Annotated in this window: 13 protein-coding genes; 5 read left to right on the forward strand and 8 right to left on the reverse strand. The window is 57.1% G+C overall.

Annotated features, from left to right (window positions below; genetic code table 11):
• Positions 1-32: 32 nt before the first annotated feature.
• The gene (locus tag ACR0MV_RS07815; protein ID WP_480701665.1) at positions 33-1,301 is read right to left on the reverse strand and encodes a glycosyltransferase; all 1,269 of its coding nucleotides are present in this window, start codon (positions 1,299-1,301) and stop codon (positions 33-35) included.
• Between the two features lie 385 nt (positions 1,302-1,686).
• On the opposite strand from ACR0MV_RS07815, the gene ACR0MV_RS07820 reads away from it, so the two are divergent.
• Positions 1,687-1,857, forward strand: coding sequence for a hypothetical protein (locus ACR0MV_RS07820; RefSeq protein WP_170423837.1), 171 nt, complete (start codon positions 1,687-1,689; stop codon positions 1,855-1,857).
• 17 nt (positions 1,858-1,874) lie between these two features.
• On the opposite strand, the gene ACR0MV_RS07825 is transcribed toward ACR0MV_RS07820, so the two are convergent.
• Together ACR0MV_RS07825 and ACR0MV_RS07830 are read right to left on the reverse strand one after the other, a co-directional pair.
• Entirely contained in the window at positions 1,875-2,465 is a 591-nt protein-coding gene (locus ACR0MV_RS07825; RefSeq protein WP_480701666.1) for a sugar transferase, read from the reverse strand.
• Between the two features lie 344 nt (positions 2,466-2,809).
• Positions 2,810-4,222, reverse strand: a complete 1,413-nt coding sequence (locus ACR0MV_RS07830) for a hypothetical protein (RefSeq protein ID WP_480701667.1) — start codon at positions 4,220-4,222, stop codon at positions 2,810-2,812.
• A 409-nt stretch (positions 4,223-4,631) separates the two neighbouring features.
• On the opposite strand from ACR0MV_RS07830, the gene ACR0MV_RS07835 reads away from it, so the two are divergent.
• Positions 4,632-5,429 carry a methyltransferase, TIGR04325 family gene (locus tag ACR0MV_RS07835; RefSeq protein ID WP_170423843.1) on the forward strand — a complete coding sequence of 266 codons (798 nt, stop codon included), beginning with the start codon at positions 4,632-4,634 and terminating at the stop codon, positions 5,427-5,429.
• On the opposite strand, the gene ACR0MV_RS07840 is transcribed toward ACR0MV_RS07835, so the two are convergent.
• From ACR0MV_RS07840 to ACR0MV_RS07855, 4 genes are all read right to left on the reverse strand, one after another.
• Positions 5,430-6,110 carry a 4'-phosphopantetheinyl transferase family protein gene (locus ACR0MV_RS07840; protein WP_480701668.1) on the reverse strand — a complete coding sequence of 227 codons (681 nt, stop codon included), beginning with the start codon at positions 6,108-6,110 and terminating at the stop codon, positions 5,430-5,432.
• 80 nt (positions 6,111-6,190) lie between these two features.
• Positions 6,191-7,294, reverse strand: a complete 1,104-nt coding sequence (locus tag ACR0MV_RS07845) for a glycosyltransferase (protein ID WP_170423847.1) — start codon at positions 7,292-7,294, stop codon at positions 6,191-6,193.
• Between the two features lie 25 nt (positions 7,295-7,319).
• Positions 7,320-9,539, reverse strand: coding sequence for a GumC family protein (locus tag ACR0MV_RS07850; protein ID WP_480701669.1), 2,220 nt, complete (start codon positions 9,537-9,539; stop codon positions 7,320-7,322).
• Entirely contained in the window at positions 9,536-10,807 is a 1,272-nt protein-coding gene (locus tag ACR0MV_RS07855; RefSeq protein ID WP_480701670.1) for a polysaccharide biosynthesis/export family protein, read from the reverse strand. Before ACR0MV_RS07855 ends, ACR0MV_RS07850 begins: the two co-directional genes overlap by 4 nt.
• Positions 10,808-11,104: 297 nt before the next feature.
• Here ACR0MV_RS07855 and ACR0MV_RS07860 point away from each other — a divergent pair, with 297 nt between their 5' ends.
• The 3 genes from ACR0MV_RS07860 to ACR0MV_RS07870 are packed head-to-tail and all read left to right on the forward strand — an operon-like array spanning position 11,105 to position 16,726.
• Positions 11,105-13,588 (forward strand): condensation domain-containing protein, encoded by a 2,484-nt coding sequence (locus ACR0MV_RS07860; RefSeq protein WP_480701671.1) that lies wholly within the window; start codon positions 11,105-11,107, stop codon positions 13,586-13,588.
• Positions 13,578-15,116 (forward strand): glucosamine inositolphosphorylceramide transferase family protein, encoded by a 1,539-nt coding sequence (locus ACR0MV_RS07865; protein WP_480701672.1) that lies wholly within the window; start codon positions 13,578-13,580, stop codon positions 15,114-15,116. Before ACR0MV_RS07860 ends, ACR0MV_RS07865 begins: the two co-directional genes overlap by 11 nt.
• On the forward strand, positions 15,113-16,726 hold the full coding sequence (locus tag ACR0MV_RS07870; RefSeq protein WP_480701673.1) for a hypothetical protein: 1,614 nt from the start codon (positions 15,113-15,115) through the stop codon (positions 16,724-16,726). Before ACR0MV_RS07865 ends, ACR0MV_RS07870 begins: the two co-directional genes overlap by 4 nt.
• 29 nt (positions 16,727-16,755) lie before the next feature.
• Here ACR0MV_RS07870 and ACR0MV_RS07875 read toward each other — a convergent pair whose 3' ends face one another.
• On the reverse strand, positions 16,756-26,556 hold the full coding sequence (locus ACR0MV_RS07875) for an amino acid adenylation domain-containing protein (RefSeq protein ID WP_480701674.1): 9,801 nt from the start codon (positions 26,554-26,556) through the stop codon (positions 16,756-16,758).
• Positions 26,557-26,920: the final 364 nt, after the last annotated feature.

Here is a 26,920-nt window from a genome sequence, read left to right on the forward strand (position 1 = left end):
CGAAGGCACCATCGCTGGGCAACTCCAGAGCTTTATGATGCGGCTTTGGCATAATCGTGTTCCGCCCTTGGGCTGTCGTCCTCATCTTGCAGGATCGTTCGATACAGGCCAATCAAAGCCTTGCACCAGGCGGCAGGCGACAAAGAGATGCTGTGGCCCCCAGATTGGGCATTCGAGGCCATCTGCGCGATCTTGTCGTCGTCCATCGAAAGATCAACCAACGTCGCCCCCAACGCACCAGTATCCCCGGCTGCAAAGCTTGTTCCCATTTTCTTCATGCAGATATCCCGACTGAGCAACAGGCTGTCCGAGGCCAGAACCGGAACACCACACAGCAGCGCCTCGACCGGGGCCAGACCAAAGGGTTCTGGACCAAGCGTCGGGGCTACGAGCATCCGCGCTTCTTGCATGGCGCGACGCAGTCCTTTTTGATCCTGCCAGCCATCGAAGCGGTGCTCGGGGTAAGTGGCTTTCAGCTCTTGCAAATCCTCACCGTCACCCACGAAACGGAGCTTCACACCTGCCTGACGTCCCGCTTCAGCAAGCAGGAAAACGCCTTTGTAGGCGTGAATATCACCGACATAGAGGAACTCGTCGTTCTCATGGCTGATCACCTGTTCAGACAACAAGGGCTCAACAGGGTTCGGGATTGCAATCACAGCGCCGGGTGCGCCACCGGGAAACAGGCGGTGTTCCATATCGCGGTGGATCAGAACGGTTGTCACTTCGGGCAATAGCTGACCGCGCAACCGGTTCTGAACCGCCTGCCGCGAGACACGCCACAGCTTCTGTCCATAGTTTCTCTTGTCACAGTGACGTAAAAGGCAAGCCGGCGACATAGCCCTGCGCGTGCAGGTCTTACGGTCCTGAAAATCAAAGTACGCCCCGTTGGGGCAACTTAAGAAGTAGTCATGGGCGTGCATCACCGTGCGCTGTTTTACTTGCTGAAGCGGCCGCAACACCGATGGCGACAGAGTCTGGTGATACCCGTGCACATGATAGATCGTGTCCGGGTCATCATTTCGGGAAATCCAGTCGGTCAGGCGCTGTTCTGCATCCCGGTTCCAAATCCCGGATGCGGCGGCTGAAAGGGCGCTTTGATCCAGCAGACGTTGCCCGCCCAACGCCTCCAGCGTGGTCCCAGATGGCATCCGGTCCCCTTCGTCCCCACAAAAGAACGTCACGGGAATTCGCTGTTTGGCAAGCAACTCTGCCTGCAGGACCGCCAGTTTCGAGGCCCCACCGCGCACCTTGGAAAAGTCGCTGACAATGACGACTCGACTGGGTTTGGCCTGGGTCATAACGGCCCTGTCTGACCCGCAGCACGCGTTTGTGAACGACAATTACCAGCAAAAACCCGCTTGGGTGGCACCGCCTGCTTGCCATACACGCAAAGTGAATTAGATGCGGTGCAAGAATTCGATTGTGACCTGATAGGTTGCAAAACCAGACGGCCGAACGCACCACTCGGGAAATTGCTGGGACCGAAAATATGACAGCGTACCAGCAGTTTAAGTACTGATCTTGGAAAATCCGACAGTAATTTGTCGGGGGACACTGTTGCTGAAATGAAAACACTCAATCGCATAGGACTAACCTCGGTTGGACATACTTTTGCCGAAAAACAGCCCGCTAAACCTGCAATATTGACAGGAAAACCAACTCCGCGTAGCGGTGGAGGTAATCATGAATAACAAAAATCGAGCACAGCAAATGGCACTCGCTCACGAGAGTAAAACATTGCGCTTCAACCTTGCTAACCTGATTGAATCTGCCTCGCCAAAGCTGCTGAGGCGGCTGGTGATCGGTGGTTGTCTCCTTTTCTGGTTGGTTGTCGGACTGTTTCTTTTCTTCTGATCCAAGCGATCAGTCGGTCACTGGGCCCCATCGCCCATAACGATCACTTTGATCGTCTTGAAGATGATCGCGATGTCGCGCGCAAATGATCGGTTGCGCACATAGTCGACATCCATCTCAACCCGTTCCGCATAAGTCGTTTTGCTGCGCCCATTGACCTGCCAGTGGCCGGTGATGCCAGGCTTGACGGAAAGGTAGTCGTCGTAGTGTTCTCCGTAATGCGACGCTTCGGAGGCAACGATCGGGCGAGGACCGACCACGGACATATCGCCCTTTATCACGTTCCAGAACTGCGGAAGCTCATCCAGGCTGGTTTTGCGAAAGAACTCTCCGATTGTGGTGATGCGCGGATCATCATCCAGCTTTTGTTGGGCTTCCCATTGTGCCTTGGCTTCGGAGTCGGTCTCAAGGATATGCGCCAAGCGCTGTTCGGCATCCCGTGCCATTGTGCGGAACTTCAGGCAATCAAACTGACGTCCGTCCCGCCCAACCCGTTTATGCGCAAAGAACACCGGAGCACCGTCCGTGATCAGGATCAGCACGGAAATCAGCGCTATGAAGGGCGCAAAAAACACAAGCGCAGAGAACGCAAACATACGGTCGAACAACGATTTCGCTACGCCGTACCAACCATCCCCATTTTTGTGCTGTATGTCTGAATTTGAACTTCGGGACTGCGGCGCATCAATGCCCGCCCCCCGACGAAAACCAGATTCCATAACACAGCCAATCGCTAACACAATACATACGACTGCGTCCCAAAAAACGACGGTTCGCAGAAGGAAGTTAATAAACTTAGTGTATAGAAGATTCCCCGTCGACGTCGCAACTTTTTTCGAAAACGCCGCCAAGCCTGTGGGTAACTTGGGGCTTTCAATCAATCTGTCGCACTATAGGAAACAGTTTCGTCCGTAATTTGGGCACTGTCACAGCATTGTAGAATCATCAAACCTCAGATTCGACCCGATGACACTGTTACCGGTTTGATCCCTTTCTCGACCGATTGTGCGAAGACGCGCTCTCGGGCGGCGACACAAATCGCACTGACAGCCATAAGGAACAAACCCGGGTCCGGGGTCGTGGCCGACACCAGCATGGCCGTCAACAGTGTCAATGCACAGACCCGGCCAGCGCAGTACAGGCGCAATGCCTCGCGATCCGCACCGCTGATGGGCGGTCCAAGCGCGTTCAGAAGGAACAGCACAAATGCCAGCGTTCCGGGAACCCCCACACTGCCCAAAAGCACCGAAGCCAGCCCGTTCCCGCGCAAGGATCCCACACCTGCTCCCAGTCCCCAGGTCTGAACAAACGCGTTAAACGCGGCCGTCGACCATGCCCCGCGCTCGCGCCCGGACAATGTATCAAACTTGGAATAGATGAGCTGGTCCAGCACGTCCGAAACACTGTTCGCCACGGACGGGAACAGGAAAGACACGCTCACAAAAATTGCCAACACCGACAGCCCAAGCACCAGAACATGTCCGAAAACACGAGACATGCTGAAGCCCAGGAACACCCTGAAATGCAGCAGAACGAAGAATGCGCCACCCGCGACTGCCACAACACCCGTGCTGGACAACGCCATCAACGCACCGATCAAATTAGCAATGGCCAAAAACCCGTGACTGTTCTTGCGAACGACCAGATAGGACATCGCAAAATAGGCAAAAAACGCTGACGAGGCCGCACCATATCCTGATGCTTCGGAGTAGCCGCCAATTACGCGGCTGAATTGTCCGATCAGGTGTTCGTTCAGCAACGCATAATCCGCAGTGCGGATCAGGCCGAGCACCATGTCCGCCTGCAAAAAATCCAAGAATCCCAAAATGACATTCAACGCGGCAGCCCAGACCAAACCAATCTCGACAAACGCAACTCCGCGCCGTCTGGCGACTGCTACAATTGCAAAGAAAAAAGCTGCAGAAAGCAGAATGTAGACAGACTGAGCGATGTTCGAGTTTGAGGGCTGCAGCGGCAGCATGACCGAACTGAAGAAAATGCTGACCTGTGGCCCGACGAACGTCACTGTCATGGGAAAGACCGAGAAATGTCCCTCGAACAACCGGACCAACACAATAGCGGAAAAGACCGAGTACAGCGCGAAGACCAACAGGTAGAGCCCCGAGGGCGGTAACCCAAACAACGCACCGGGTACAGTTCGAACCGCCCGGCGCAGTACAAGCAGCGAAATTGAGAGAACAGCCAAAAGATTGGCCATAAGGATAGACAGATCACCCACAACGACGGCAGCGAACATGCCAAACGGGATCATCGCAATGGCCATCACGACGCCATTGTCAGCATTTTTGACGCTGAGCCACAGCCACAACAACAAGAAGGCGGCTGCTGCGGGATAAACAGCCATTTTAGTCCTCAGTCACTATTTGTCTGCGCAGTCTGCGCGCGAAACAGTGTAGAAATCGGTCTGCTGCAACAATGCATTGATCAGATGTTCCAGCATCACCGCCTGTGGCCCCGCAGATCAAGGAAAAACTTGGCTATGTCTTGGTGTGTTGAGCCATGAGTGTTTGATAGGGCCTCAGGGTATGGGTGCGTTGCAAGGGCCTGCTCCAACTGCTTTGCTTTGAACTGCGGCTTGAAGAAACGATATTGGAATTTGGAAACTTTGTTTCCGAAATGCGAACGTTTTTTCCCGAATTTCGTGCGGTTGTTTCCGTGTTCTCAGATTGGCCGTAACCTGATCCAATCGGTTTAGTGGGGCTGGAAACAGTGTCAGCCTGTATTGTCGACAACTTGGAACGGACGATTACGCGATGACTCTGAGGCAAACGATAAAGGGCGGGCTTGGCGTATTGGAACGGCATATCGGCCACCCGGTATCTGCTGCTTGGGCGCACCTCATGTCCACTGGCATTCGCCCCCCCGCGATGGTCGGAGCTTACCCCGATTTCGCCACCGCGATGCACCATACAGGGCGTGGCGGCTACGACCACGAGGACGTGGCCGAAGTGAACGTCGATTTTATGAGCCGGAAGACAGTCTGGGATTACCCGGTGATGTATTGGCTCAGGTCCATTCAACACGACGATATGCATGTGCTGGATGCTGGCGGTCATTTTGGCACAAAATACATCGCGTTTCGCAAGTTGTGCCCGCTGGAACGCGTGAACTGGACGGTTTATGATCTGCCCACAACGGTCAGACTGGCGCGCGCGGCACAAAAGACGCAGGACCTGCCGTCAGAGATCGTGTTTCAGGATGATCTCGGTCTGATCGGACCGGTTGATTTGCTTCTGGCATCGGGCTTGCTGCAATACCTGGACATCCCATTGGCCCATCTTATCGACAAGCTGCCTGCACCGCCAAAGCATATCCTGTTGAACAAAGTCGCCACGCGGGAAGGGCCAACTGTCGTGACCCTGGAAAAGATCGGCCCGCGACGTGTTCCCTATCAAATTCGGAACCGCGCAGAATTCGAAGGAAGCCTTTTCGACATGGGCTATTCGATCCGCGATCAATGGGAGATTCCGTCGCTCAGCCACGTGATCGCAACACATCCCGGACTAGGGCCCAGCACCAGCAAAGGGTACTTCCTTCAGCGCCGCGACTGACTAGCCCAATTCGTCAGCTTCGCGCCAACGAAGTTGGACAGGATCAGCAGCATCGCGCAAAGCAAGCGCACCGATCCAGCCCGGTCCAAGATCGAGATGGACCAATGCCCAGCGTACCGGGTTGTCGCCCTCAATCCGGGTTAAACAGGGTGGCACGTCCTGTGAAACAGTTACGTCGAACGAGTCCAGCGGCATGTAAAGTCCATACCCCAGCCTCTTTAGAACCGCCTCTTTTCTCGTCCAGCACCTAAAGAAGCCGTTCAGCCACTCTGCTTTCGGCAGTTCTGACAGTTCGGCGTATTCCGCGGGTGAAAAGTTGTGCCTAGCTACGGCGTCCTCAATCGGCCGGACCTTTTCGATATCAAGCCCCAGGTCGCCGTCTTCACTGACCGCCAGAACCGCTCGGCCTCCGGAATGGCTCAGGTTGAATCCGGGGCCATCTGCCAACATGGGTTTGCCATGAGGACCGTAGTCAAACGAAACAGATTTGGCAGCAAGGCCCAGATACCGTCCCAGAATTTTGCGCAGTCTGGATCGGCCCGCAATATACATACGCCTGTCAATCGGTTTCACAAACCGATCTGCGCGACGCATTTCATCGTCGGACAGAGGTTTGGAAGCTTTCAGGATGTCCTGTTCGGGGATGTCCAGAGACCATTGCCAAAGATCAATCCGGGGCACGCACGCTCTCCTTGGTTAACGCCCCAAACCTAAAGGCGAACTGTAGGGCAAGTCGATAGCCGGAGTGCAGAAGGCGCCGTCTATTTCTGGTATCGCAACCCGCTCAGCACTTGGTCAACGACGCCAGAGAACTCCCGGCGGAACCGGTCTGCGCCAAAGCTACTTGCGTACTTGCTGATGTCTGTCTCGTCGAACTCAGCGGTTTCAAACTGGTTGATCGCATCCCGAACGGCCTGCGTCGTTTGTTCCTCAAAAAACAGTCCTGTTCGCCCGTCGATAACGCTGTCTCGAACCCCTCCGCGCCCATAGGCCAATACCGGTGTGCCACATGCCATGGCTTCAACCGGGACAATGCCAAAGTCCTCTTCGGCCGGGAAAATCAGCGCCTTTGCGGATTGGTATAGGTCTGGCAGGTCCCGACCCGGAACGCGGCCCAGAAGCTGCACATTGGGCGGCAGGTTTCGTTCCAAATCGGGCCGCTGTTCCCCATCTCCGACGACCAGCAACTTGCGGTCCAACCCGCGAAACGCCTCGATCACCAGGTCTGCCTTTTTGTAGGGCACCAGTTCCGAGACAAAAAGATAGTGTGTTCGTTCCGTCGGTTGCTTTGGCAAATGGTAAGCATCCAGATCGACCGGGGGATGAACCACCTGCGCATCGCGGCGATAGTAGCTGTGAATACGTTGGGCAACAAAACTCGAATTGGCCACGAACTGATCGACGCGCGCCGCCGAGCAGACATCCCAAGTTCGTAGACGGTGCGCGAGATGCGAAAAATACAGCTGCCCAAACCAGGACAGCCGGTCACGATACGCGCCATACTGGTCCCAGATGTATCGCATCGGCGAGTGCGTGTAACAGATATGCGGTGTTCCCGGAGGCGGTATCACCCCTTTGGCCGGGCCGCTTTCAGACGAGATGATCAGGTCGTAGCCAGACAAATCCAACTCTTCGAGAGCGCGTGGCATAAAGCCCAGATATTTTTGGTAGTGCCGCCGCGCACCGGGAAGCCGGGAAACGAACGTTTCGCGAATTGTCCGGTCTCGCAGCAGGTTCGACAGCTTTTCACGGTCCGCAACATGAGTGAACAAATCAGCCTGCGGGTAGAGCTTTACCAGTTCCTCCAACACACGTTCGCCGCCGCGCATTCCGACCAGCCAATAGTGAACAATGGCGACTTTCATGACGGCACCAAACTACTCACACACTTCAATAATTGTACTTGTACGAATAGCCGCCCAAATCGTGGGCTGCCGCATCGCCGCGACGGACCATTGTCATCACGGTACCAAAGACCGGCCGGCCGCCTTCTTCCAGCCGCGCGATCGAGTTGCTGACAACCTTGGCTGGCGTCTTCCCACTGCGCACCGCAAGGATCGTCGTATCAGCGTGTTTGGTCAGCAGAACCGCGTCTGACAGGTAGAGGACCGGAGGCGCGTTGACGACCACCACGTCGTAACGTGCGCTCATGCGGTTCAGCAATCCGGCGAACTGGTTCGAGGACAACAAATCCGCAGCATTCACGCTTTCGACCGAAGGTGAGATGACGTCTGCTCCCGCCAGCTCTGATCGGACCGGTAGATCCTTCAGTTTTTCTTCGCCGTTCAGGTAACCGACCAGACAGGCACCATCAGAAGGCAGCGCCAAGGCCTTACGCACATCGGGATGGCGCAAGTCTGCATCCAGTAGCAAAACCGAAGAGTTCGTCGCGCTGATCGTGCGCGCCAGAGCACAACATAGCGATGACTTCCCCTCGGCCGGTACGGACGACGTCACCATGATCACCTTGGGCTGTCGCGCTTTGCCAAGCGCGAAAAGGCTGGTGCGGATGGTTCGGACGTTCTCCATAAAGGATGAGTGTTCGGTCCCCGCGATCTCACGACGCAGCCATTTGTATTTGTGTCCAAAGTGTCGAACGTAAGGTAGCAGCGCCAGATTTCGGCGGTGGGTCAAATCCTGAAGCTCGTTGGCCGTGTTGATCGGCGCTCGGATAAGGTTGCGCAGGAACACAAACCCGATTGCGGCAGATAGACCGAAGACAAAGGCCACAATGATATGAAGTGTCTTGCGAGGGCCAGATGGCACCGTTGGAACCTCGGCGCGACCGATCACCCGAGCCTCGGGCAGTTGGAAGTCGGCCTGGGCGCTGGTCTCCTTGAATCGCGACAGAAAGTTCTCATAAACCAGCCTCGTGGCATTGGCCGTGCGTTCAAGCTGACCCAGACGCACGGAGGCTTTGGCTAGCGAATCCGCACGTTCCGAAACGACCGCGATCTGTTCGCGTAGCGCGTTTTCACGGTTGGTGGTCACAATGACATCACCGCGCATCTCTTCGACGCGACGCTGCAATTCGGAATCTATGGTGCGGTCAATGTTGTTGATCTGCGCTCCGATACGCACCATGTCGGGGTGCTTTCGCCCCAATGTGCTGGCAAGTTGCGCCTGCGTGGCCGTCAGCTCTGCCCGTTGCCGGATCAAAGTTTCCAATAGCGGAGAGGTCACTACATCCGACACCGCCTGCAAGCCGCCATCGGTCCGCAGCGCCTCGACCTGAGTCAGCCGTACCTCGGCATCGGCCCTTTCGGTCGCACTTCCGACCAGTTGCGTGTTCAACTCGGCCAGCAACTGGTTGATGTTCTCTTCATTCCCGTCCGCGATGTCGATCATTTCCGCCTTGAATTCGACAACCGCTGCATCGGCAGCTTCCAGTTGTCCGCTCAGTTCGGCCAACCTGTCCGATAGCCAGGAGTTCGCCCGCAAGGTGGCATCCAGTTTTGCGTCCAGCTGGCCTTCGATGTACTGGTTCGCGATCGCATTGGCGACGTCCGCTGCCAGAACGGGATTGGTGTTCTTAAAGCTGATCCCGATCGCATAGGACACGCCAATCTGCTGGACGGTCAAATCCTTGCGCATCTCATCAATCACCAGTGACCGCAACATGTCATCAGACATGGTCGCGGCAATGACATGCGTCGGCTCCCCCCCGCGAACCATGCGTTTGGCCCACGAAAACAGGTTTTCGCGGCGTGGCAGACGCGGATCATATTGTGGGTGTTCCAACAGGCCCAGCTGATCGACGACTTTGCCGATCAGGACATTTGATCGGATGGTCACAACCTCACCCGCAAGAACCGAGCTGTTGATACTGAGGTCCGAAACGACCTCTTCTGCTGGTGAAATACTCTCTTCGCGCGTGTCCAGAATGACCTGTGAATACGCTGTGTAGACCGACGGCACAAACAGCAGGTAGATGTACATCGCAATCACGCACCCGATAGCGACCCCCGCAATGAGACGTGCGTTCACCCGCAGGATTGAGAACAGATACATCGCATCAATTGGCTGGTACGTAAGCGAACCCGGATCAGCCTTGGTGTGCGGTTCAGCCTCGTGTGCGGCGGAATGCGTTGGATTGCGGCGCAGGTTCATTGCGACTCTCCCAGCATTTCCGGGGGCTTCATCACAACGACCAACATATCGCCCGGCGCCAGTTCGTCATGCGGCTTGAGACGCAGGTTTTGGACGCCATCACTTTCCCGTCGCCGGACCTGGTACTCCAACAGCACCTCGGTCTCTAAACCAGACGCCGCAGCGACCCACTGATCCAGCAGCGAAAGACGATCTTCGATCGACTCCCGATTGGAAATCAGCTTGTTGATCTCATTCCAGTATCTCTGCGTCTCGGTCAGGCGGCGCTGTTCAAGATCCGAGTCGAATTGCGACAGGCGCCCCTTCAGCGTCGCTTGTTCCATCATGGCTTCAGACTGTCTCTCACGCTGATCCAGCAGATCACTTTCCGCACGCGACACGCTCAGCTCAAAGCGTCGGACATCGAATTTTGGGATCAGCCCGCGACCAGCAAGATCAAACATCCTGTCCAACTCTCGCTTGGACACGTCGACAATCTGGCGCTGAACCGTTTCCCGTTCGCGGAGAATGGCGATCTGATTGTCCGCCTCGGCCAACGCTTGTGTCAGAGACTCTCGCTGAGTTGTCGCATTTCGGGATTCAATGGCAATGACCTGATCTTCACTGGCTTTATGTTCGTCGAACAATTCACGATTCACACCCGGACGCAGATCGTTAGGCAGGTTGGACCAGCTCAGACTGTCTTCCCCTTTCAGCAAAGCCTGCGCGCGCGCGTATTGGGCGGCGACAAGCGCAAGATCGTATTCCAAACTGTTCAGCATGCCTTTCAGATTGCGCCGCTCCAATACTCGGGCCTCTTCATTGTTCGCCGATATCGACGGCCCGCCGGCCATTCCGACAGCCTGTTCGGCGGTCATGAACGGCTGATAATCAAAGTTGCCCGGATCCCGCACATCACCCAGAACCGAGATTGGCCGGAAACTGGCAATCGACAACTCGATGGACGGGTTGATGAAGATCTCGCGTTCAACATAGGTGCGATGAATCAGGTCCCGCGCCTCACCTACCGCGACGGAAGCAACCTGAAGTCCGCCAATGAACGGCAGTTGAACCTCGCCATCGCGGCCCACGGTAAAGCGCTGCGGCGGATCGTTGTCGTCTAGGATATCAAGCTCAAGCTCGTCGCCCACATGGATCAGATAGCCGTCCGGAGTTGTGGCCTGGGCATCGCCCGAAACCATTGTTGCGATGGTGAAAATGGAAACCACGCAAATGCCGCACACGATCTTCGGCGCTGCGGCGCACCCAAAACCCTCAAGCCAACTCATCGAATCGCTTACAACTAAATAACAACACATTCATGATACCGATTTATCGCGTTCTGTCAGGAACGTTTTCCCGGTCAAAAGTTCCGCAGCGCGGACTGGCTGCCCGATTGTGATGACTTATCAGCGGCGATTTCGCTTGTTTTGTTTGACTCGTGCGACTCCTGCGGGGAAACTTGCAACCAGTTATGAGTGACCGCATTTGCCCTGTTCGCAGCGTGCCGGAAGATTTGCCCAGCTAACGCCTGCAACATTTGTTTTTCCGAGTCCGGGGCAATGGGGACTGCGGAGTGTTTATTGATGAAGGCATTGCAACAGCAGCAAGTTATTGGAACGTTTCCAACGTCTGTAACCCAGAAACGATGCTGGTTCATGGAACAGATTCATCCTGGCAACAAGGGATTGAATCTGGCGGTTCGATGGGAACTGCACGGGCCTGTGACCAGCGACCTTGTACAGGCGGCCTTTCAGAAAATCGTGGACCGCCACGAAATCCTGCGCACCCGGTTCATCGAAAAAGACGGCGACCCACTGCAAGAGGTTGTCGCCCATGTGGACTTCAAACTTGATCTTGTCGACATTCGCAAGGTGTCTGAAAAAGACCGCGCGGCGCGGATTGACTCGATTGCCATTGCGCACTCTGAGGAACCATTCGTTCTATCCCGACCATGTTTGTTTCGCGTTGCGATGGTGCCAATCGAATCTGAACGCGCCGCTTTGCTGATTTCCGTCCACAACAGTGTGTTCGACGGGTTCTCGATCGGGGTGCTGGGTCACGAACTGGGAACACATCTTGAGAGCCTGATGGCAGGAACCGATCCCGACCTGCCCGAGCTTGCGCTGCAATATGGCGACTATTCCATGTGGCTTGCCGATTATGAGGCAAGTGGTGCCATGGATCAGGAAAAAGCCTATTGGAGAAAGACGCTCAGCGGGATGGAGTATTTCGAGCTCCCGCTCGACCGTCCTCGCGTTCCAGCCGAACCTGATCACCGGTCACTGGCCACCGAACTACCCGATGAATTCGAAACCCAACTTGCCGAAACCGCAAAAGAATTGGAGACCTCGGTCTTTGCATTGGGTGTGGCAGCCTTTAGCGCCGCACTCGAACGGTTTTCCGGGCGTAGTGACATCAGTTTTGCCATTCAGGTCGCCGGCCGCACAGATGTTGATCTTGAGCCGTTGATCGGGATTTTCACCAACCCGCTGGTCATGCGGTTGGACGTGGACTCTGCCGGGTCAATAACCGACCACAGCCGGGTTGCGCGCGATGTCGTCAACGGGGCGCTCGCCCATCAGACATTACCTTTCGACAAACTGGTGCAGGTCCTGAACCCACCCCGAAACCCTCTGAGGATTCCTCTGGTTTCGATCATGTTCAACCTGCAACGCGCTTTTCTGAACGAACGGGCGTATGGCGATGTTGAACTGGTGTCCGTTCAATCTCACTCCCCTGGTACGCTGTATGATCTGAACGTGAATATCGTCGGTCGCAACTCTGGCTGGCGCATGGTGATCGACTACAACGCCAACCTGTTGGATACCGAAACCGTCCAAGCCTTTTCCGACCTGTTGCTAGAGGTATTTCAAACCCTGATGCGCAAAGACGCGTCGCCGATTTCGAGTATCGCACCGACCCGGCCGTCAGAGAGCCCGGTTGATCCGCTGAAACTCAATCCTGCGGCAGTGGTAGCCAAACCGGTTCTTCCTCCAAGCACGACCAGACCGCAGCTTGCGATGCTTTGGGCCGATATTCTGGCACTGCCGGTCGATCAGGTTGACGGCGGTTTCTTTGATCTGGGTGGTTACTCTGTTCTAGCGCTGCAAATGTTGTCCCGCGTGGGTGAGACGTTTGGAACGCGACCCAGCCTGCATGCCTTTCTGAACGATCCAACTTTGGACGGGCTTACAGCCATGCTAAATTCTACAGAGCCCGCTCCGACCCCGCAGGTTGAACCGCCTGCGCAGAATATCTGGGACTTGGCCGAACTCAAACCGGCCTCGGATGCCGCGCCTGTCTTACTGACGGTAAATCAGCCCTTTCTGTATCACGCCCTGGGCACTGAAATTCATTCGGACTGCGCCGTTGCAAATGTGGGTATCGCAGACCGGGCACAGCTGGACATGCTGCAGAACACCGGGCTTGACCCTGCAATAGAACAAGCCGCGCGGCTTGTCCAAAACCACTATGGCGGACGCGAGATCATGCTTTGCGGGTTGTGTGTGGATGGGCGCGTGGCGCTGCGACTTGCCCAGCATCTGCAAGACTTGGGTGAAACCGTACGCTGCGTTGCGATGATCGACACCTGGGCTCCGGGCGCGATCTACAAGTTTTCCGGTTTCCAACGTAAGCGGGACAAATGGAGAATCCGCATGCGGAGGCTACGCTACTACCTGGCTCTCAGATGGCACGGCGAGATCGGGACAGCCGATCTGTTGAGCCAGTACAACTTGGCGCGCCGGTTGCTTGCACCTATGAAATTGGCATCCCCCAAGACCGCTACCGCCGAGTTGGTCGATGACACCGTAGACGTGTTGGTCAACCTGACCCGCACCTACCAGTTCGCACCTTATGATGGCGAGGTCGTTCTGTTCGTGACGCGCTCGCAGGCCATGACCCCAAAAGATGGCGTTTTGGGATGGTCGGAACTGCTGGCCGCAGACACGGCCGTTTACCCGGTGAATGGCTGGCACGGCGACTCTTTGATGCGGTCCGGGTTTGACCGTATCTCCCAGGTACTGGACGCCAAGGCGGCGCGGGTGGAGAGCGACCGTGCCGGTTGAACGACTGCGGATCGCACTTGTGACGCCCCCGGAAGGTTTACGCCTGATGGACTGGCAAGCCCTTCTGATTGACCGCTTGCGCCGCGACGAACGCTTTGAAATCACCGGCCAGATCATCGGTGGGGACGATAGGCAAGACCCTCGGGGCACGTTGCCGACGCGTTTTGTAAAGCTTGCCGAACACATGATGGCGGCCCACCGAATACTGCCCTATGACACCCATTCTGCCGAGGACTTCCTGACCTCATTGCCGTTCACCGAAAGACGCGCCGATATCGCGCTGTCTCTTGGTCCTGTGTCTCTGACAGAATACCAGCTCGCGCAGATTGTACTGGCCGAGTGCTCTCTGACTTTTGGCGGAATGGCCGACCCATTCAACGCAGCGATGGCCAAGGATGCGGCACGTGCCCCGCGCATCGGGGTGAGCATTCTCACCCGGTCCTACGAAGATCCTGCGCCGCGCGTGTGGCGCGAGACCAGTTACAATCGTAAACCCGGCGCGGTTCTGACAGGCGCTTTCGTGGCCGAAAAATCGGTTCTGTTCCTGACCCACGCGCTGGCAGGGTTAGCGCAAGACCAAACGCTGCCCGATCGCATAGAATTGCCCACCGCCGGACATAAGCCTGAGTTCGACTCGGCTTGGTCCTATGCGCAGAACTTTGTCTCGGTTGTGACCAACAAACTTCGCACCGAACGTCTGGCCAGATCAGGAAAGGCCCGGGACTTTTGGCAATTGGGCAGTAGCAAGGGTTCAATTTCCGGATTTCACCCCGGAAAAGCGACGGCGCTATCCAGATCTGCATTTGTCATGGCCGACCCTTTTCTGTTCGAACATGAGGGGCAGCACTGGGTGTTCTATGAGGCGATGAATGCAGACAATCATGACGGTTGGATCGAAGTCGCACGCCTGAATGGCGATCGTCTAGAACACCCCGTCACAGCCCTGAAACGCCCCTATCACTTGTCTTACCCGTTCGTTTTTCGGGACGGGGACTCCATCTACATGATGCCCGAGACTCAAGCCGCTCAGCGACTTGAGATTTGGCGCGCGACCCGGTTCCCGGACGAATGGGAGCTGCACGCAACAGCGTTTGAAGGACAATATCTCGCCGAATCCAGCCTGTTTCGCGACGATGGTGATCGCTGGTGGCTATTGACCAACCTGTCCGATCACTTCGCGTTTCAGGACCATTCCAGTGAATTGTACCTGTTCGAAATCGATGGTCCCGACCTGACCCGGATCAAACCGCATCCCGACAATCCCGTTGTCTTTGGTTCGGACTCTGCAAGAAACGCGGGATCAGTGATCCGACAGGGGAACCGGCTGTTCCGTCCGTCGCAAAACAACAGCCACGGCATCTACGGTTATGGCCTCAACATCATGGAGATCCTGCGGCTGGACGACACTGGGTACGAAGAACGCCTTGTCCGTCGGTTCACCCCGGATGACAGACCCGGCGTCAGCGGCATGCACCACCTGAGCGTTGTGGGCGACCAGATCGTCATGGATTGGAGCGGTGCGGAATGAACTGGCGCGCCCTGATCTGCGGAACCCTGCTGACCAGCCCGGCGCTTTCCGAAGGCCAACCGTTTAATCTGGGCGTTCAAACGCACATGGAACAGGGATGGTCGAACGCTTCGATCCGACAGGCACGCGATATGGGTGCCACGCATTTGCGAGATGAAATTGGCTGGGCCACAGCGGAAAAACAGCCGGGCGTCTACAACTTTGATGTGGCTGACAAGTATATGTTGCCGATCATCCAGCAGGGCATGACTCCTTTGATCGTAATCACGGATACTAATCCGCTTTACGACAACGGCGACACCCCGCACAGCGAAGAAGGCCGCGCTGCAATGGCCGCTTGGATCAGCGCGATCTTCGGCCAGTATGGTGTGGACAACGTGCAGATCGAAGTCGGCAATGAAGTGAACGCTGATGATTTCGTCGGCGGACCATTTACCGAAGATCCGCCCTTTTACTTCGCCGCTCAGGTCCGCGCGATCCGGGATCGACTCGACCAAGACCACCCGGATGCACGGATCATGTGCGCAGGGCTCAACACGATTGCCATCGGGTTCTACCGCGCCTTTTTTGAACACGGTGGGTTGGACGCGTGCGATGCGATCTCGGTTCATCCCTACCGCGACAATCCTGATACCCTGCTAATCGAACTCAGCCGCCTGACGGACTTGATGGAGGAATTTGGCGGCGCGCTCCCGGTATACGTCACCGAATTCGGGCTTTGGTTCGACGATCCTAACGATGCACCGGACTATATGTTAAAAATGGTGACACAACTCGGCGCGGCAGGCATCGTGGATGCCTATTGGTACGCGCTGCTGGACGAGGAATGGTGGCCCAATATGGGGTTGCTGGACGAAAACGCCCAGAAAAGAAAACCTGCCGCAGATGCGTTTGAGCTTTTGCAAAACACCCTGCTTCCATTCGGGCGCCCGATCGCGCGCGATACACTCGACACCGCTCATATTTATGAGTTCGGGGAAGGTGGAAACCGCTTTGTTGTGTGGGGCAGCGGCGCAGGAATCGAGATTGTCGGCTCGGCGGAATACTTCGACGCATGGGGCCGTCCGGTTGAGCCAATTACCACACTGACCGACACGCCCATCGTTATCACCGGTGCAGGTTTGACCGTACGCGTGACATCTCCGGGAAACCTTGCCGACACGCAGTACCAGTTCAACCTACCCCCATGGAGCTATTTTGCTCGGCGGCCCGAGGTCGGGATCACTCCCTTGGAGATCATCGACTGGCGTTGGCCCAGTTATCGCGGTGCGCCGGACCTTTCACCGCTCAGCATCAACAACGATGGCATCACAACTGCGCGGTTCGATGGCGAGCCCTATACGGTCATCGAACGGTTCACAGCCGAAACAGGCGGGCCGCACCGTATTCGCGGTTGGTGGCAGGCTTCGCCTCAGACCGAGCCTTCCCATCTGGTGATCCGACACAAGGATACCATCCTGACTGAGGCTGAAATAACGCCGGAACGCTACACCCTGAACGAGATCACACTTGATCTGCAGCCGGGCGATACCGTTGACTTCGAGGTCGCGCCGACCGGGCCCAAAGGGGATGGTTTTACAACACGGCGGATCAAAATTTCGGGGCCGTAGGTTCCTAACCCAACGACCCCGACATTGAATTAGATCCCCCGGCGCGCGCCACGCCGATAAGATTTGAGCGACGGCTTGCGCGGTCCACTATCATCCTCGCTTCGGTTATCCACGAAGGCGGCAAGACGCGCGATCGACGGGTATTCTAGCAAATGCCGCGCCTCGATATTCAGATCCGCATCCATCATGCGAGCCGCTATCCGGAACACAGTCAGCGAGTCGGCCCCCAATGCAAAAAGCGTCTGCGAGGTAGAGACACTTTCCATTCCCAACGCCTCTTCCCAGATCTCGGCCATTTTCTTTTCCGTCGGTGTGGCCGGTTCTGTGTACAGAGCTGTTACCGTTGCCTTCACATCCGGGTCGGGCAGCGCCTTACGATCCAGTTTGTCGTTTCCGGTCTTGGGCAGACTGCGCAGGAACACCCAGGCCGCGGGCACCATGTAGTTTGGCAAACGATCCGCCAGTGCGGTCGTCAAATGCTCGGGCTTAGGATCATGTCCCGGTTCCGCCACCACATAGCCAACCAACTGCATGTCCCCACGCGGCGACGGGCGCAACGCGGCGGCCGCAGCCTGAACACCAGGCACGGCCCGAATGGCGGTTTCGATCTCTCCCAGTTCGATGCGGAACCCGCGCAGCTTTATCTGGCCGTCATTGCGACCCAGGACCTGAATCGTGCCGTCGGCCAAACGGCGCGCCAGATCGCCGGTTTTGTACAATCGCTGGGGCCGTCCGTTCAGTGTCATCTCTCTGAACGCCGCTTGGGTCAGGTCGTCGCGGCGGAAGTACCCTTTGGCAAGCCCCGCGCCACCAATGTTCAATTCACCCACGGCTCCGATAGGCAACAATGCGTTGTCGGGGCCGAGAACATGCAACTGGGTGTTTGCGATCGGATGACCGATCGTGATCGGTTCGCCCGGGTGAACCTGTGCAATCGCTGACCAGATTGTCGTTTCGGTCGGCCCGTAGACATTCCAAAGTTCAGCACCATGCGCCAAAAGTCTTTCAGCCAGGTCCGATGGTAGCGGCTCTCCTCCTGCCAACAGAGTCAGTCCCTTGCCGGGTGCCAGACCCGCCTCCAACAGCATCGTCCACAGCGTCGGCGTTGCCTGGATATGCGTTATATCTCCGCGTTTGAGGCGTTCGACCAGCCGGAAACCGCCCAGTACGTCTTCTTGCGATGCAATGACAACGCGCCCGCCCTGCAACAGCGGCAAGAACAGTTCCAACACCGAAATATCGAACATCGTGGTGGTCACGGACAGCATCACGGACCCTTGTTCAAAGCCCGGCTCATGCGCCATCGACGTCAGCAAATTGATGACAGCGCGGTGACCGATCTCAACCCCTTTGGGCGTTCCGGTCGATCCGGACGTAAAGATCACATACGCGCTCGGGTCATCCTGATCTCGGATCAGAGCCGGAATGCCACCCATCTTGATCTGATCAACCTGAAGCTCGGTCAAGCCAAGACCCTGCGCAAACTCGGGCAACTGGTCCCGGTCGTGCAGGATGGCCGGTACGTCGGCGGTCTCAAGGATCATCCGCAGACGGGATGCGGGTTGTGCCGGATCAATCGGGACATAAGCGTTGCCGCTTTTGAGCACGCCGAGCAAAGACGCCAGGCAGCGGACCGAGCGTTCCATCGCCACCGCGACGCGCTCACCTGAGCCGGGCACGTGCGCTTGTATATCGGCGGCAATCGCATCGCTCATCATATCCAGTTCGGCATATGTCAGCCGCACCACGTTATCCTCGACCGCGATGGCATCACCCTGCGCTTTCATCGTCTTGGAGATCAGCTCATGCAACGTTGGTGATAGTGGCAGTTCTTCTTCAGTCTGATTGACCGTCTCCAACATCCAGTCGCGTTCTCCCGCGGGCTGAATTGGGATTTCTGATACCGACCGGGTGGTGTCCGAGGCAAGCTCGGTCAGGACGGTTTCAAAATAGCCGATCCAGCGCTGAACGGTATCTTCATCATAGACATCGGTATTGTAATCCACGTCCACACGCAGCCCGTCGCTGCGTTCGATCACATTGAAAAACAAATCGAAATTGACTGCCGTTTTGGGATTGGGGGCCATCGTCGCCGTCACCGGCCCCATCTCAATGGCTTCCCCCAGCCGTTCCAGATTGAACTGGATTTCCGTCAGCGGCAGGCGGTTCAATGTACGTTCAATATCCAGATCACGCACCAGCGTCCCGTAGGTATAGTCCTGATGGTCAAACGCGTTCATGACCCGATCCCTGACCTGGGCCAGAAACTCGGCTGCAGATGCTGATGGGTTTTGGTCTGCGCGGATGGGCAGGAAATTCACGCAGTGCCCCACCATATCGCTGTCATCCAGCAATGCCTGCCCGCCCGTAGGAACACCCAGAACCAAATCATGCGATCCGGTCAGGCGTCCAAACACGATCTGTAACGAGGCAAACAAAGTCGAGAACAATGTGCACCCCTGCGCAGCCCCCGCCTTGCGTGCGCCCTGCGCAACTTCAGCTGGAACAAAGGCGGTACAGGTTGCACCGGCAAAGGTTTTGATCGCGGGTCGGGGTCGATCAGTCGGAATTTCCGGCAGTTCGACAGGTTCTGCAAACTGCGCCTGCCAATACTCTCTGGTATCGGAGGGAACAGATTTTTTGGTCTGCGCAACCGCGTAGGCTGCAAAGGACGGCGCAGGCGGCAGATCGGATGGCGCGCCTGTGACCTCTTGCGCATAAAACGCGGCTAGGTCAGAGGCCAGAACGTTGTAGGACCAGCCATCGCAGACGATGTGATGCGCGTTCATCACCAGCACGTGAACGTCCGGGGCCATGCGGGCAAGAAAAGCGCGTAGGGGTGGACCAGAAACCAGGTCAATCTCTGTCGCCGCATCCCGCTGCAGCAACTCGTCCAGCGCGGCTTCAGGATCAGCCTGCGCGCTTAGGTCATGAGAGCCCAGCTGCAGTTCGTAAGGCGCGAGGATGTCAAACGTCTCGCCAGATTTGGCAAAGACCATACGCAAACCATCATGCCGTTCAATCACATGGTTCAAAGCACTCTGAAGCGCCTCGGTATCCAGCGGGCCTTTGAGGTGCAAGGATACGCTTTCGTTGAAGCTGCATGAGGCCCGCGCGCCAAGCTGGCTGGTCATCCAGACCTCGCGCTGCGCTTCGGTCAGGGGAATGGCCTGCGTCGGCGTGTCCGGGATCGGTGCCGGATTTGCCGGTGCCGATTGTCCGTCACCAATGAGGATGCCCACGGACCTGAGCGTATCAATACAGGTTTCAAATGCTGCAACAACGGCTGCAAAATCCTGTTCCGAGTGGGCGGTGGTAAAGATGCAAGGATACCCAATCTGCACATGAATACCCGCCATTCGCATCAGCGGGAAGAAAAGCGCCGCGTTTGGATCGTGGTCCATCAGGTTCGGGACGAACCAGCTGGAATAGCTCTCCAATAGACGCGGCAATCCACGGGCTTCCAGGATGTCATTCATCTGGTCAACGGCTTTGGCTGTCCGCTCGGCGGTGTCCTCCCACAGGTCGGGACCGTGCGCTTCGATATGGTCCAGCGTCGCCCCGACGGCGGCCACCACCAGCGGGTGGCGCACAAAGGTTCCCGCAAAGAAGGTCGGAGACGCTTCGGGCACCGAACCATCGCCGTATTGCCACATGCCTCCGTCCAGCGCATCCATGAACCGGCTCGTTCCGGCCAGCATGCCAATGGGCATGCCACCCCCGATCACCTTGCCATATGTCGCCATGTCGGCTTCGATGTCCCAAACGCCCTGCATCCCGCGCGGGCCTACACGGAAGCCGGTAACGACCTCGTCAAACACAAGAGCGACATTGCCCGCGCGTGTGATCTCACGCAGTTCCCGCACAAACTCCTGTGGCCGCAGGTTCGGGTGGCGGCTTTGCACAGGTTCGACGATGACAGCGGCGATGTCGTCGATGTTTTCCCTAACCCACGCGGCACTTTCGTCCGCGCCGTAGGGCAGTACGACCATGTTGGACAGGCTCGATCGCGGAATTCCCGGCGCAATCGGCAAGGCCGCCGGATTATTGCCGCCCCTGGTTTTGCCTTTGACCAGAACTTCGTCGAACTGGCCGTGATAGTCGTTTCCAAACACGACAATACGTTCCCGACCAGTGACCGCACGTGCCAGACGCATGGCGGCCATTACCGCCTCGGACCCGGTGTTGCAGAAGGTTGCCCTGTCGTGACCCACAAGCCGAGCAAACCGTTCAGCAACCGGACCGGCCAGATCACTTTGCGGACCGATGGCAAATCCGCGCTCCATCTGTTTGCTGACCGCCTCAACGATGAAATCTGGCGAGTGCCCAAAGGCCGTTTGCCCGTACCCATTGACCAGGTCGATGAACTCATTCCCGTCAATATCCCACAGGCGGGCGCCTTTCGAACGATCACAAACAACTGGGAAAACCAGCTCTTTCCACTCGGCCCGGAACCCGGCTGCGGTGCGGGGATCTGCCATGACGTGCCGGTAGGTTTGGACGTAGTCCTTGGATTTGGCATGCCGTGCGCTGTAACGGGCCGACAGATCCTGTGCGAACGCCAACTGCTCTGGCAACAAATCTCCACCGGACGCATTGGTCGCCCGGCCAATGGAAAAACCGGTTTTCACCTTCGGTTCTGTTGACTCCTCAGCCGGGGCTTGAGGCGTGGGCACAGGGTCAACCATTGGCGCATTCGAAACTGCGGGCTGCACACCGGACAGAACCTGAAGCTGTTTATCAAAAAGCGTTTGCATCGCTGACACCTGCGCCTGCAAGACTGAAGCGACCGAACCATCGGCAGTTGTCGGTAAACTTGCCGTCGCAATTGGCAGTGCCTGCGAAGTAGCCTCAGCCGGAGCGATCTGTGGCGCAGGTTCCGCTGCAACCATCGGTTCAGGCGGCAAGGCTTCATCCAGATACGCGACCAAAGCCGTCGTCGACGGATGGTTGGACAGCAATTGGCGGAACGTCAGATCGACCCCATAGTCAGCGTTTAGTCGCTGAGTGACTTGGCCCAGAAAGAGTGAATCAAATCCGAGTTCCAGGAACGTCGCATCGGCATCGTCGGGCCCCAAATCTTCGCCAGAAACATCACTTAGGACGGCCAAAACCTCAGCGGTCAGACGTGGCTTACGTTCAATCGGTTCAGTAGGAACTGGGGCGGGCATTGATGATATCTCACTGGCACTGGAAACAGGATTTGCGGAAAACAGGGGCTGAGCCGCCGTGGCGGGTTGTGCGCTTTCGTCAGAGCGCTCTGGCGCATCCACCCAATGCAATTTGCGTTGGAAAGGATAGATCGGCAGTGGCACGCGCCTGCTGCCGCGCGGGCCCAGTTTGGCCCAATCGACGGTTACGCCGCTGCTCCACAAACGCCCCATCGCAGTGGCCATCGCAACTTCATCCGTCTCGAGGCGTGTGTGATCCGGCAGGGATTGCACAACCGCAACCGAAGCGTCACGGGGCAGTGTCTGTGCGCTGAAAGCCGAAAGCGTGTTACCAGCGCCGACCTCGAGCAAGGCGATGGGATCATCTGTTACAAGTTTGGAAACTGCTTCACCAAAGTTTACAGCGGCGCGCGCCTGTTTGGCCCAATAGGTCGGATCAGTACACTCATCCTCGGTTATCCAATCGCCGGTCACACAGCTGACATAAGGAATTTGCGTGGGCTTCAGCGGCGTTTTTGCTATCGCAGCCTCTAGCGCATTGCACACAGGGTCCATCATGCGCGAATGGAAAGCATGAGACGTGTGCAATCGCGTAACCGGAATATCAGCAGCCTTCAGCCGCTCTTCCATCGCGGTGATGGCGTCAAAGTCACCGGCAAGTACATTCAGACGCGGCGCATTTCGCGCGGCGATGTCCATACTGCCATCCAGATGGCCTTCAAGCACCTCAATCGGCGCGCGCACAGACAGCATTGCGCCCTCGGGCTGATCCTGCATCAATTGTCCGCGTTTTGCGATGATCGACAGGCCGGTTTCAAAATCCATAACCCCGCCGAGGGCGGCCGCCGTGAACTCACCCACCGAATGCCCGATCATCGCTGCCGGGTTCACTCCGCGAGCCATCCAAAGGCGCGCACAGGCATATTGGGTCAGGAAAAGCGCGGGCTGCGTCAACCGGGTTTCCCGCAAAGCGCGGGCCAGATCCTGATCGCTGGGATCGCCAAAACAAAGCATGGTCTTGACGTCCAACCGAAGCACGGGGCGCAGAATCTCGGCGCCCTGATCAATCCAGCGGGCAAACTCGGGTTCTGAACGATAAAGGCCGCTGCCCATACCGGGATACTGAGACCCCTGCCCCGGGAACATGAACGCCACCGACGGATCACCCTGCATCGCGGGTTTGCGAACTGCCGGTGCCGCGCGCAAGGTTTTGGCGACCTCGGCCTTGTCCGTTCCGGCCACGGCCTGGCGAAAATCGAACTCAGCCCGACCGTCCTGCAATGTATAAGCTATATCTGCCAGTGCATGCGCATTGGGCTGCTCCAACGCATCTGCCAAATGGTCCTGCATCTCGGCCAACGCTTCGGGCGTCTTGGCGGACAGAACAATAGCCTGAACCGATTTGGACGGGGCGGCATGCGGCACTTCCGGCGCCTCTTCCATCACCAGATGCACATTGGTCCCACCAACCCCGAACGAACTGACACCTGCCCGCAACGGACCGTCGGACACCCAGTCTGAATCGGTGTTTGGAACCCTGAACCCCGAACCATTCAGGTCAATTCGTGGATTCAAGCTGTTAAAGTTGGCAACGGGCGGGATTGATCTGTGGGTCAGCATCAGTGCGGTTTTGATCACGCCAACAACCCCGGCCGCCGCGTCTAGATGGCCGATATTACCCTTGACCGATCCAAGCGCACAGCCACCTTCAGGCGAGGCATCCGCAAAGGCCTGCCGCAATCCCTTGATCTCGATCGGATCACCCAGCGGAGTCGCCGTTCCGTGGCACTCCACATAAGAAACGGTATCCGCGGAGATCCCCGCGTCCTGATGCGCGCGGCGGATGGCATCCGCCTGACCAACAACCGTGGGCGCTGTGTACGAAATCTTTTCAGACCCGTCGTTGTTGATGCCGCACCCACGGATCACCGCGTGGATGTGATCGCCGTCCGCAACGGCATCCTTCAACCGCCGCAAGGCGACAACGCCTGCGCCATGCCCAAAGACCGTTCCGCTGGCCTGCGCGTCAAACGGGCGGCACGTGCCGTCATCCGAGGCAAGCCCGCCCTCTTGCGTGATGTAGCCACGGTTCTGGGGGAAAGTGATCGACACCCCTCCGGCAAGGGCCATGTCGCATTGACCAGACCGCAGCGCCGTTATCGCCTGCGATATCGCGGTCAGCGAACTGGAACAGGCCGTCAAAACCGTCATTGCAGGACCTTTGAGGTCCAGCTTGTAGGACACACGGGTGGCCAGACAATCGCTCAGATTGCCGGTCATTTCAGAGAATTTCCCGGTCTGGTAGTTAGAGGTAAACGCGTCCGCGGTTTTGCGATCTCCCAGAACATTGTGGATCAGGTAGGTGTTCATCGAACACCCGGCATAGACCCCGACACTTCCGCCCATGCGCCACGGATCATGCCCGCTGTCTTCCAGCGCGTGATAACAAATCTCCATGAATACGCGTGCCTGAGGATCGGTCACGGCGGCCTCGCGTGCGTGCATGCCAAAGAACTTGGCATCGAACATGCCCCCATCCGGCAGGCCGGGGCGCACCGGGACATAGCTGCCCTTGGATCGCTCCGCCTCAGAAAACCCGTCTTCAAGCTCGTCTGCCTTGAAGGGCCGGATCAGGTTGTCGCCGTTCTGGATGTGCTGCCAGAACGTTTCCAACGTATCCGCACCCGGAAGCTTGGCGGCCATGCCTACGATAGCGATTGCATCCTCGGGCAGATCAGGCCGGGTTGCGGTTTCCTCAACTGCCGCCGGTCTGCGCTCTTCCGAAGAGGTTTCCGCCGGTGCGTCGACTGCCAACTCGGCAATGGCCTGCGACAATGGTCCCAGTCGCGGTGTTTCGAACACAAGGCTGATGTCAAAGATCAGTCCCAGCCGTTTCATCGCCTCGGCATGTGCGCTGATAAGTTGCAACGATGTACCGCCCGCTTCGAAGAAGGTTGCGGTTTTGTCCAGCGGTCCACAACCCAGATGCTCATCATAGACTTTGGCCAGGACTTCAAAAACCTCGGCAGCACTGCGTTTCTTACGCTTTGAGCGGAAGGCCACGACAGTGTCGGGCGGGCTGTCGCTTTCAGGTGCCTCAACGCTGCGTACCAGCGCCTTTCGGTCAATCTTGCTGTTCACGGTCAAGGGGAAATCGGCCAACACGCGGTTCACACGAGGCAGACATCCGTCCGGTAGCACCTTGCCCAGTTCGGCCATAACATCACGGATAAAGGCCCGGTGATCCGCGGGCATTTCACCAGAGGGTTTCAGGAACGCAGCGATCCGTTTTTCCCCCGTTTTGGCGACAACCAGGGCAACCGCCGCGTCGACCAGCATCGGGGTTTCGCGCAGATGATGTTCGATTTCATCCAGTTCTATCCGGCGGCCACCGATCTTGACCTGCCGGTCGACCCGCCCAAGAAATTCGTAAACGCCGTCCTCGCGACAGCGAGCCAGATCACCCGTGAGGTAAACCTGACCGCTGCGACCTTGTCGTGGGTCCGGGATAAAGGATTCAGCCGTGCGATCAGGTTTATTGAGATACTCCGAGGCGACCCCCGGCCCTGCCGCAACCAGTTGCCCGACCGTTCCAATCGGAAGCTCATTGTAGTCTTCATCGACAACAAAGCACTCGCAATGCCCCGTTGGCAGGCCGATTGGAATTGACCCTCCTTTCAGATCGTCCGCCGTAACAAGATGCATCGTTGTGAAGACCGAGTTCTCGGTGGGCCCGTAGCCGTTGACGACCTGAATATCAGGATAGGCTTCCATTAATTGGCGTACATGAGATGGCGACAGAACATCGCCACCGGCACCGAATTCTCGCAATCCCTTGAGCGCCCCAAGGTGGTGTTCGATCATCAGATGCGACAAACCGGTATAGAAATAGGCCACATTGACATTGTACCGCGTTATCGTTTCGGCCAAGGCGTCCAGCGCAGGCTTCGGCTCGGTCACAACTGCCACGGACCCGCCATTCAGCAGTGGCACCCAGATTTCCCAAGTGGAAACATCGCAGGCGATGGTCGAGTTCGCCAATGAGATGTCGCCCGGTCTCATCTGCCCGGTCGGCTGGTCGTACCCCAGTCGCGATATGGCCCTATGGGGCAGAACAACGCCTTTGGGCTGCCCGGTCGACCCCGATGTGTACATGATATAGCAGGCATCTTCGCCGGTTCGTTTGGGAAATTCCTGCGGAATCGCGATATCGGTTTCCAGCACCTCAGAGATCTTCAGCTGTGGGATGGTATCGTCAGCAAGGCCGGTCGCAAGCGCCTCATACGGATCTTCCCACAGGATGACCCTCGGCTTTGAGTCGCCGACAACATACCCCAACTGTTTGGAGTCGTAGGCCGGGTCCAGAGGTACATAGGTGCACCCCGCGCGCATGATTCCGCACATAGTCAGAATCGCTTCGGGTGTCCGGTCAGTGATCATGACCACATTGTCGCCGGGCACGACGCCCCGATTGATCAGGTGCGCGGCAATCCTGTCTGCGGCGCGCGTCATCTCAGCATAAGTGTATTGCCGACCATCGCCCATAAGGGCGACCGACTGGGGCACAATCTGACAAACGCGCAGAAAGCTTTGATACAGGTCCAGCTGAGGATCGAATTTTAATGAACCAAGTGCACGGACGGCAGAACCACTTAACATAACAACCCCTCACACCGTCCAAAGGGGCGATTGCAGCACATGGCTCTAAATTCAATGCAGCCAGACCAAGTGCCCTACGAAATTTGCTGCACACCCCCCCAGGCGAAATACGTCGGCAAAAACAATAAAGGACTGTCCTAATCGTATGCGAAGCCAAGGTACCTGTCGACTCTTGGCTGAGGTAGAACACCCCAAGGCCGTATCTCGGTATTGGACGGCAGAAGATTAGCCAGTCACCTATTTGAAAAACTTGGAGTTTTCACAACGCCCAAACATTGGGCTCGCCGATACTCGCAGCACCAATCAGGCCCTTTTGTTTCCGTTTTGAGAACAATTGTTAACTTACAGTTTATTTCACCCTCGC

Source organism: Ruegeria sp. BC3, assembly GCF_056539265.1.

What these genes read in the sequence shown, in the direction of transcription:
- ACR0MV_RS07815 (WP_480701665.1), bottom strand. Translation starts at nt 1,301, where the DNA reads ATGACCCAGGCCAAACCCAGTCGAGTCGTCATTGTCAGCGACTTTTCC.
- ACR0MV_RS07820 (WP_170423837.1), top strand. Translation starts at nt 1,687, where the DNA reads ATGAATAACAAAAATCGAGCACAGCAAATGGCACTCGCTCACGAGAGT.
- ACR0MV_RS07830 (WP_480701667.1), bottom strand. Translation starts at nt 4,222, where the DNA reads ATGGCTGTTTATCCCGCAGCAGCCGCCTTCTTGTTGTTGTGGCTGTGG.
- ACR0MV_RS07835 (WP_170423843.1), top strand. Translation starts at nt 4,632, where the DNA reads ATGACTCTGAGGCAAACGATAAAGGGCGGGCTTGGCGTATTGGAACGG.
- ACR0MV_RS07845 (WP_170423847.1), bottom strand. Translation starts at nt 7,294, where the DNA reads ATGAAAGTCGCCATTGTTCACTATTGGCTGGTCGGAATGCGCGGCGGC.
- ACR0MV_RS07850 (WP_480701669.1), bottom strand. Translation starts at nt 9,539, where the DNA reads ATGAACCTGCGCCGCAATCCAACGCATTCCGCCGCACACGAGGCTGAA.
- ACR0MV_RS07855 (WP_480701670.1), bottom strand. Translation starts at nt 10,807, where the DNA reads ATGAGTTGGCTTGAGGGTTTTGGGTGCGCCGCAGCGCCGAAGATCGTG.
- ACR0MV_RS07860 (WP_480701671.1), top strand. Translation starts at nt 11,105, where the DNA reads ATGAAGGCATTGCAACAGCAGCAAGTTATTGGAACGTTTCCAACGTCT.
- ACR0MV_RS07870 (WP_480701673.1), top strand. Translation starts at nt 15,113, where the DNA reads ATGAACTGGCGCGCCCTGATCTGCGGAACCCTGCTGACCAGCCCGGCG.
- ACR0MV_RS07875 (WP_480701674.1), bottom strand. Translation starts at nt 26,556, where the DNA reads ATGTTAAGTGGTTCTGCCGTCCGTGCACTTGGTTCATTAAAATTCGAT.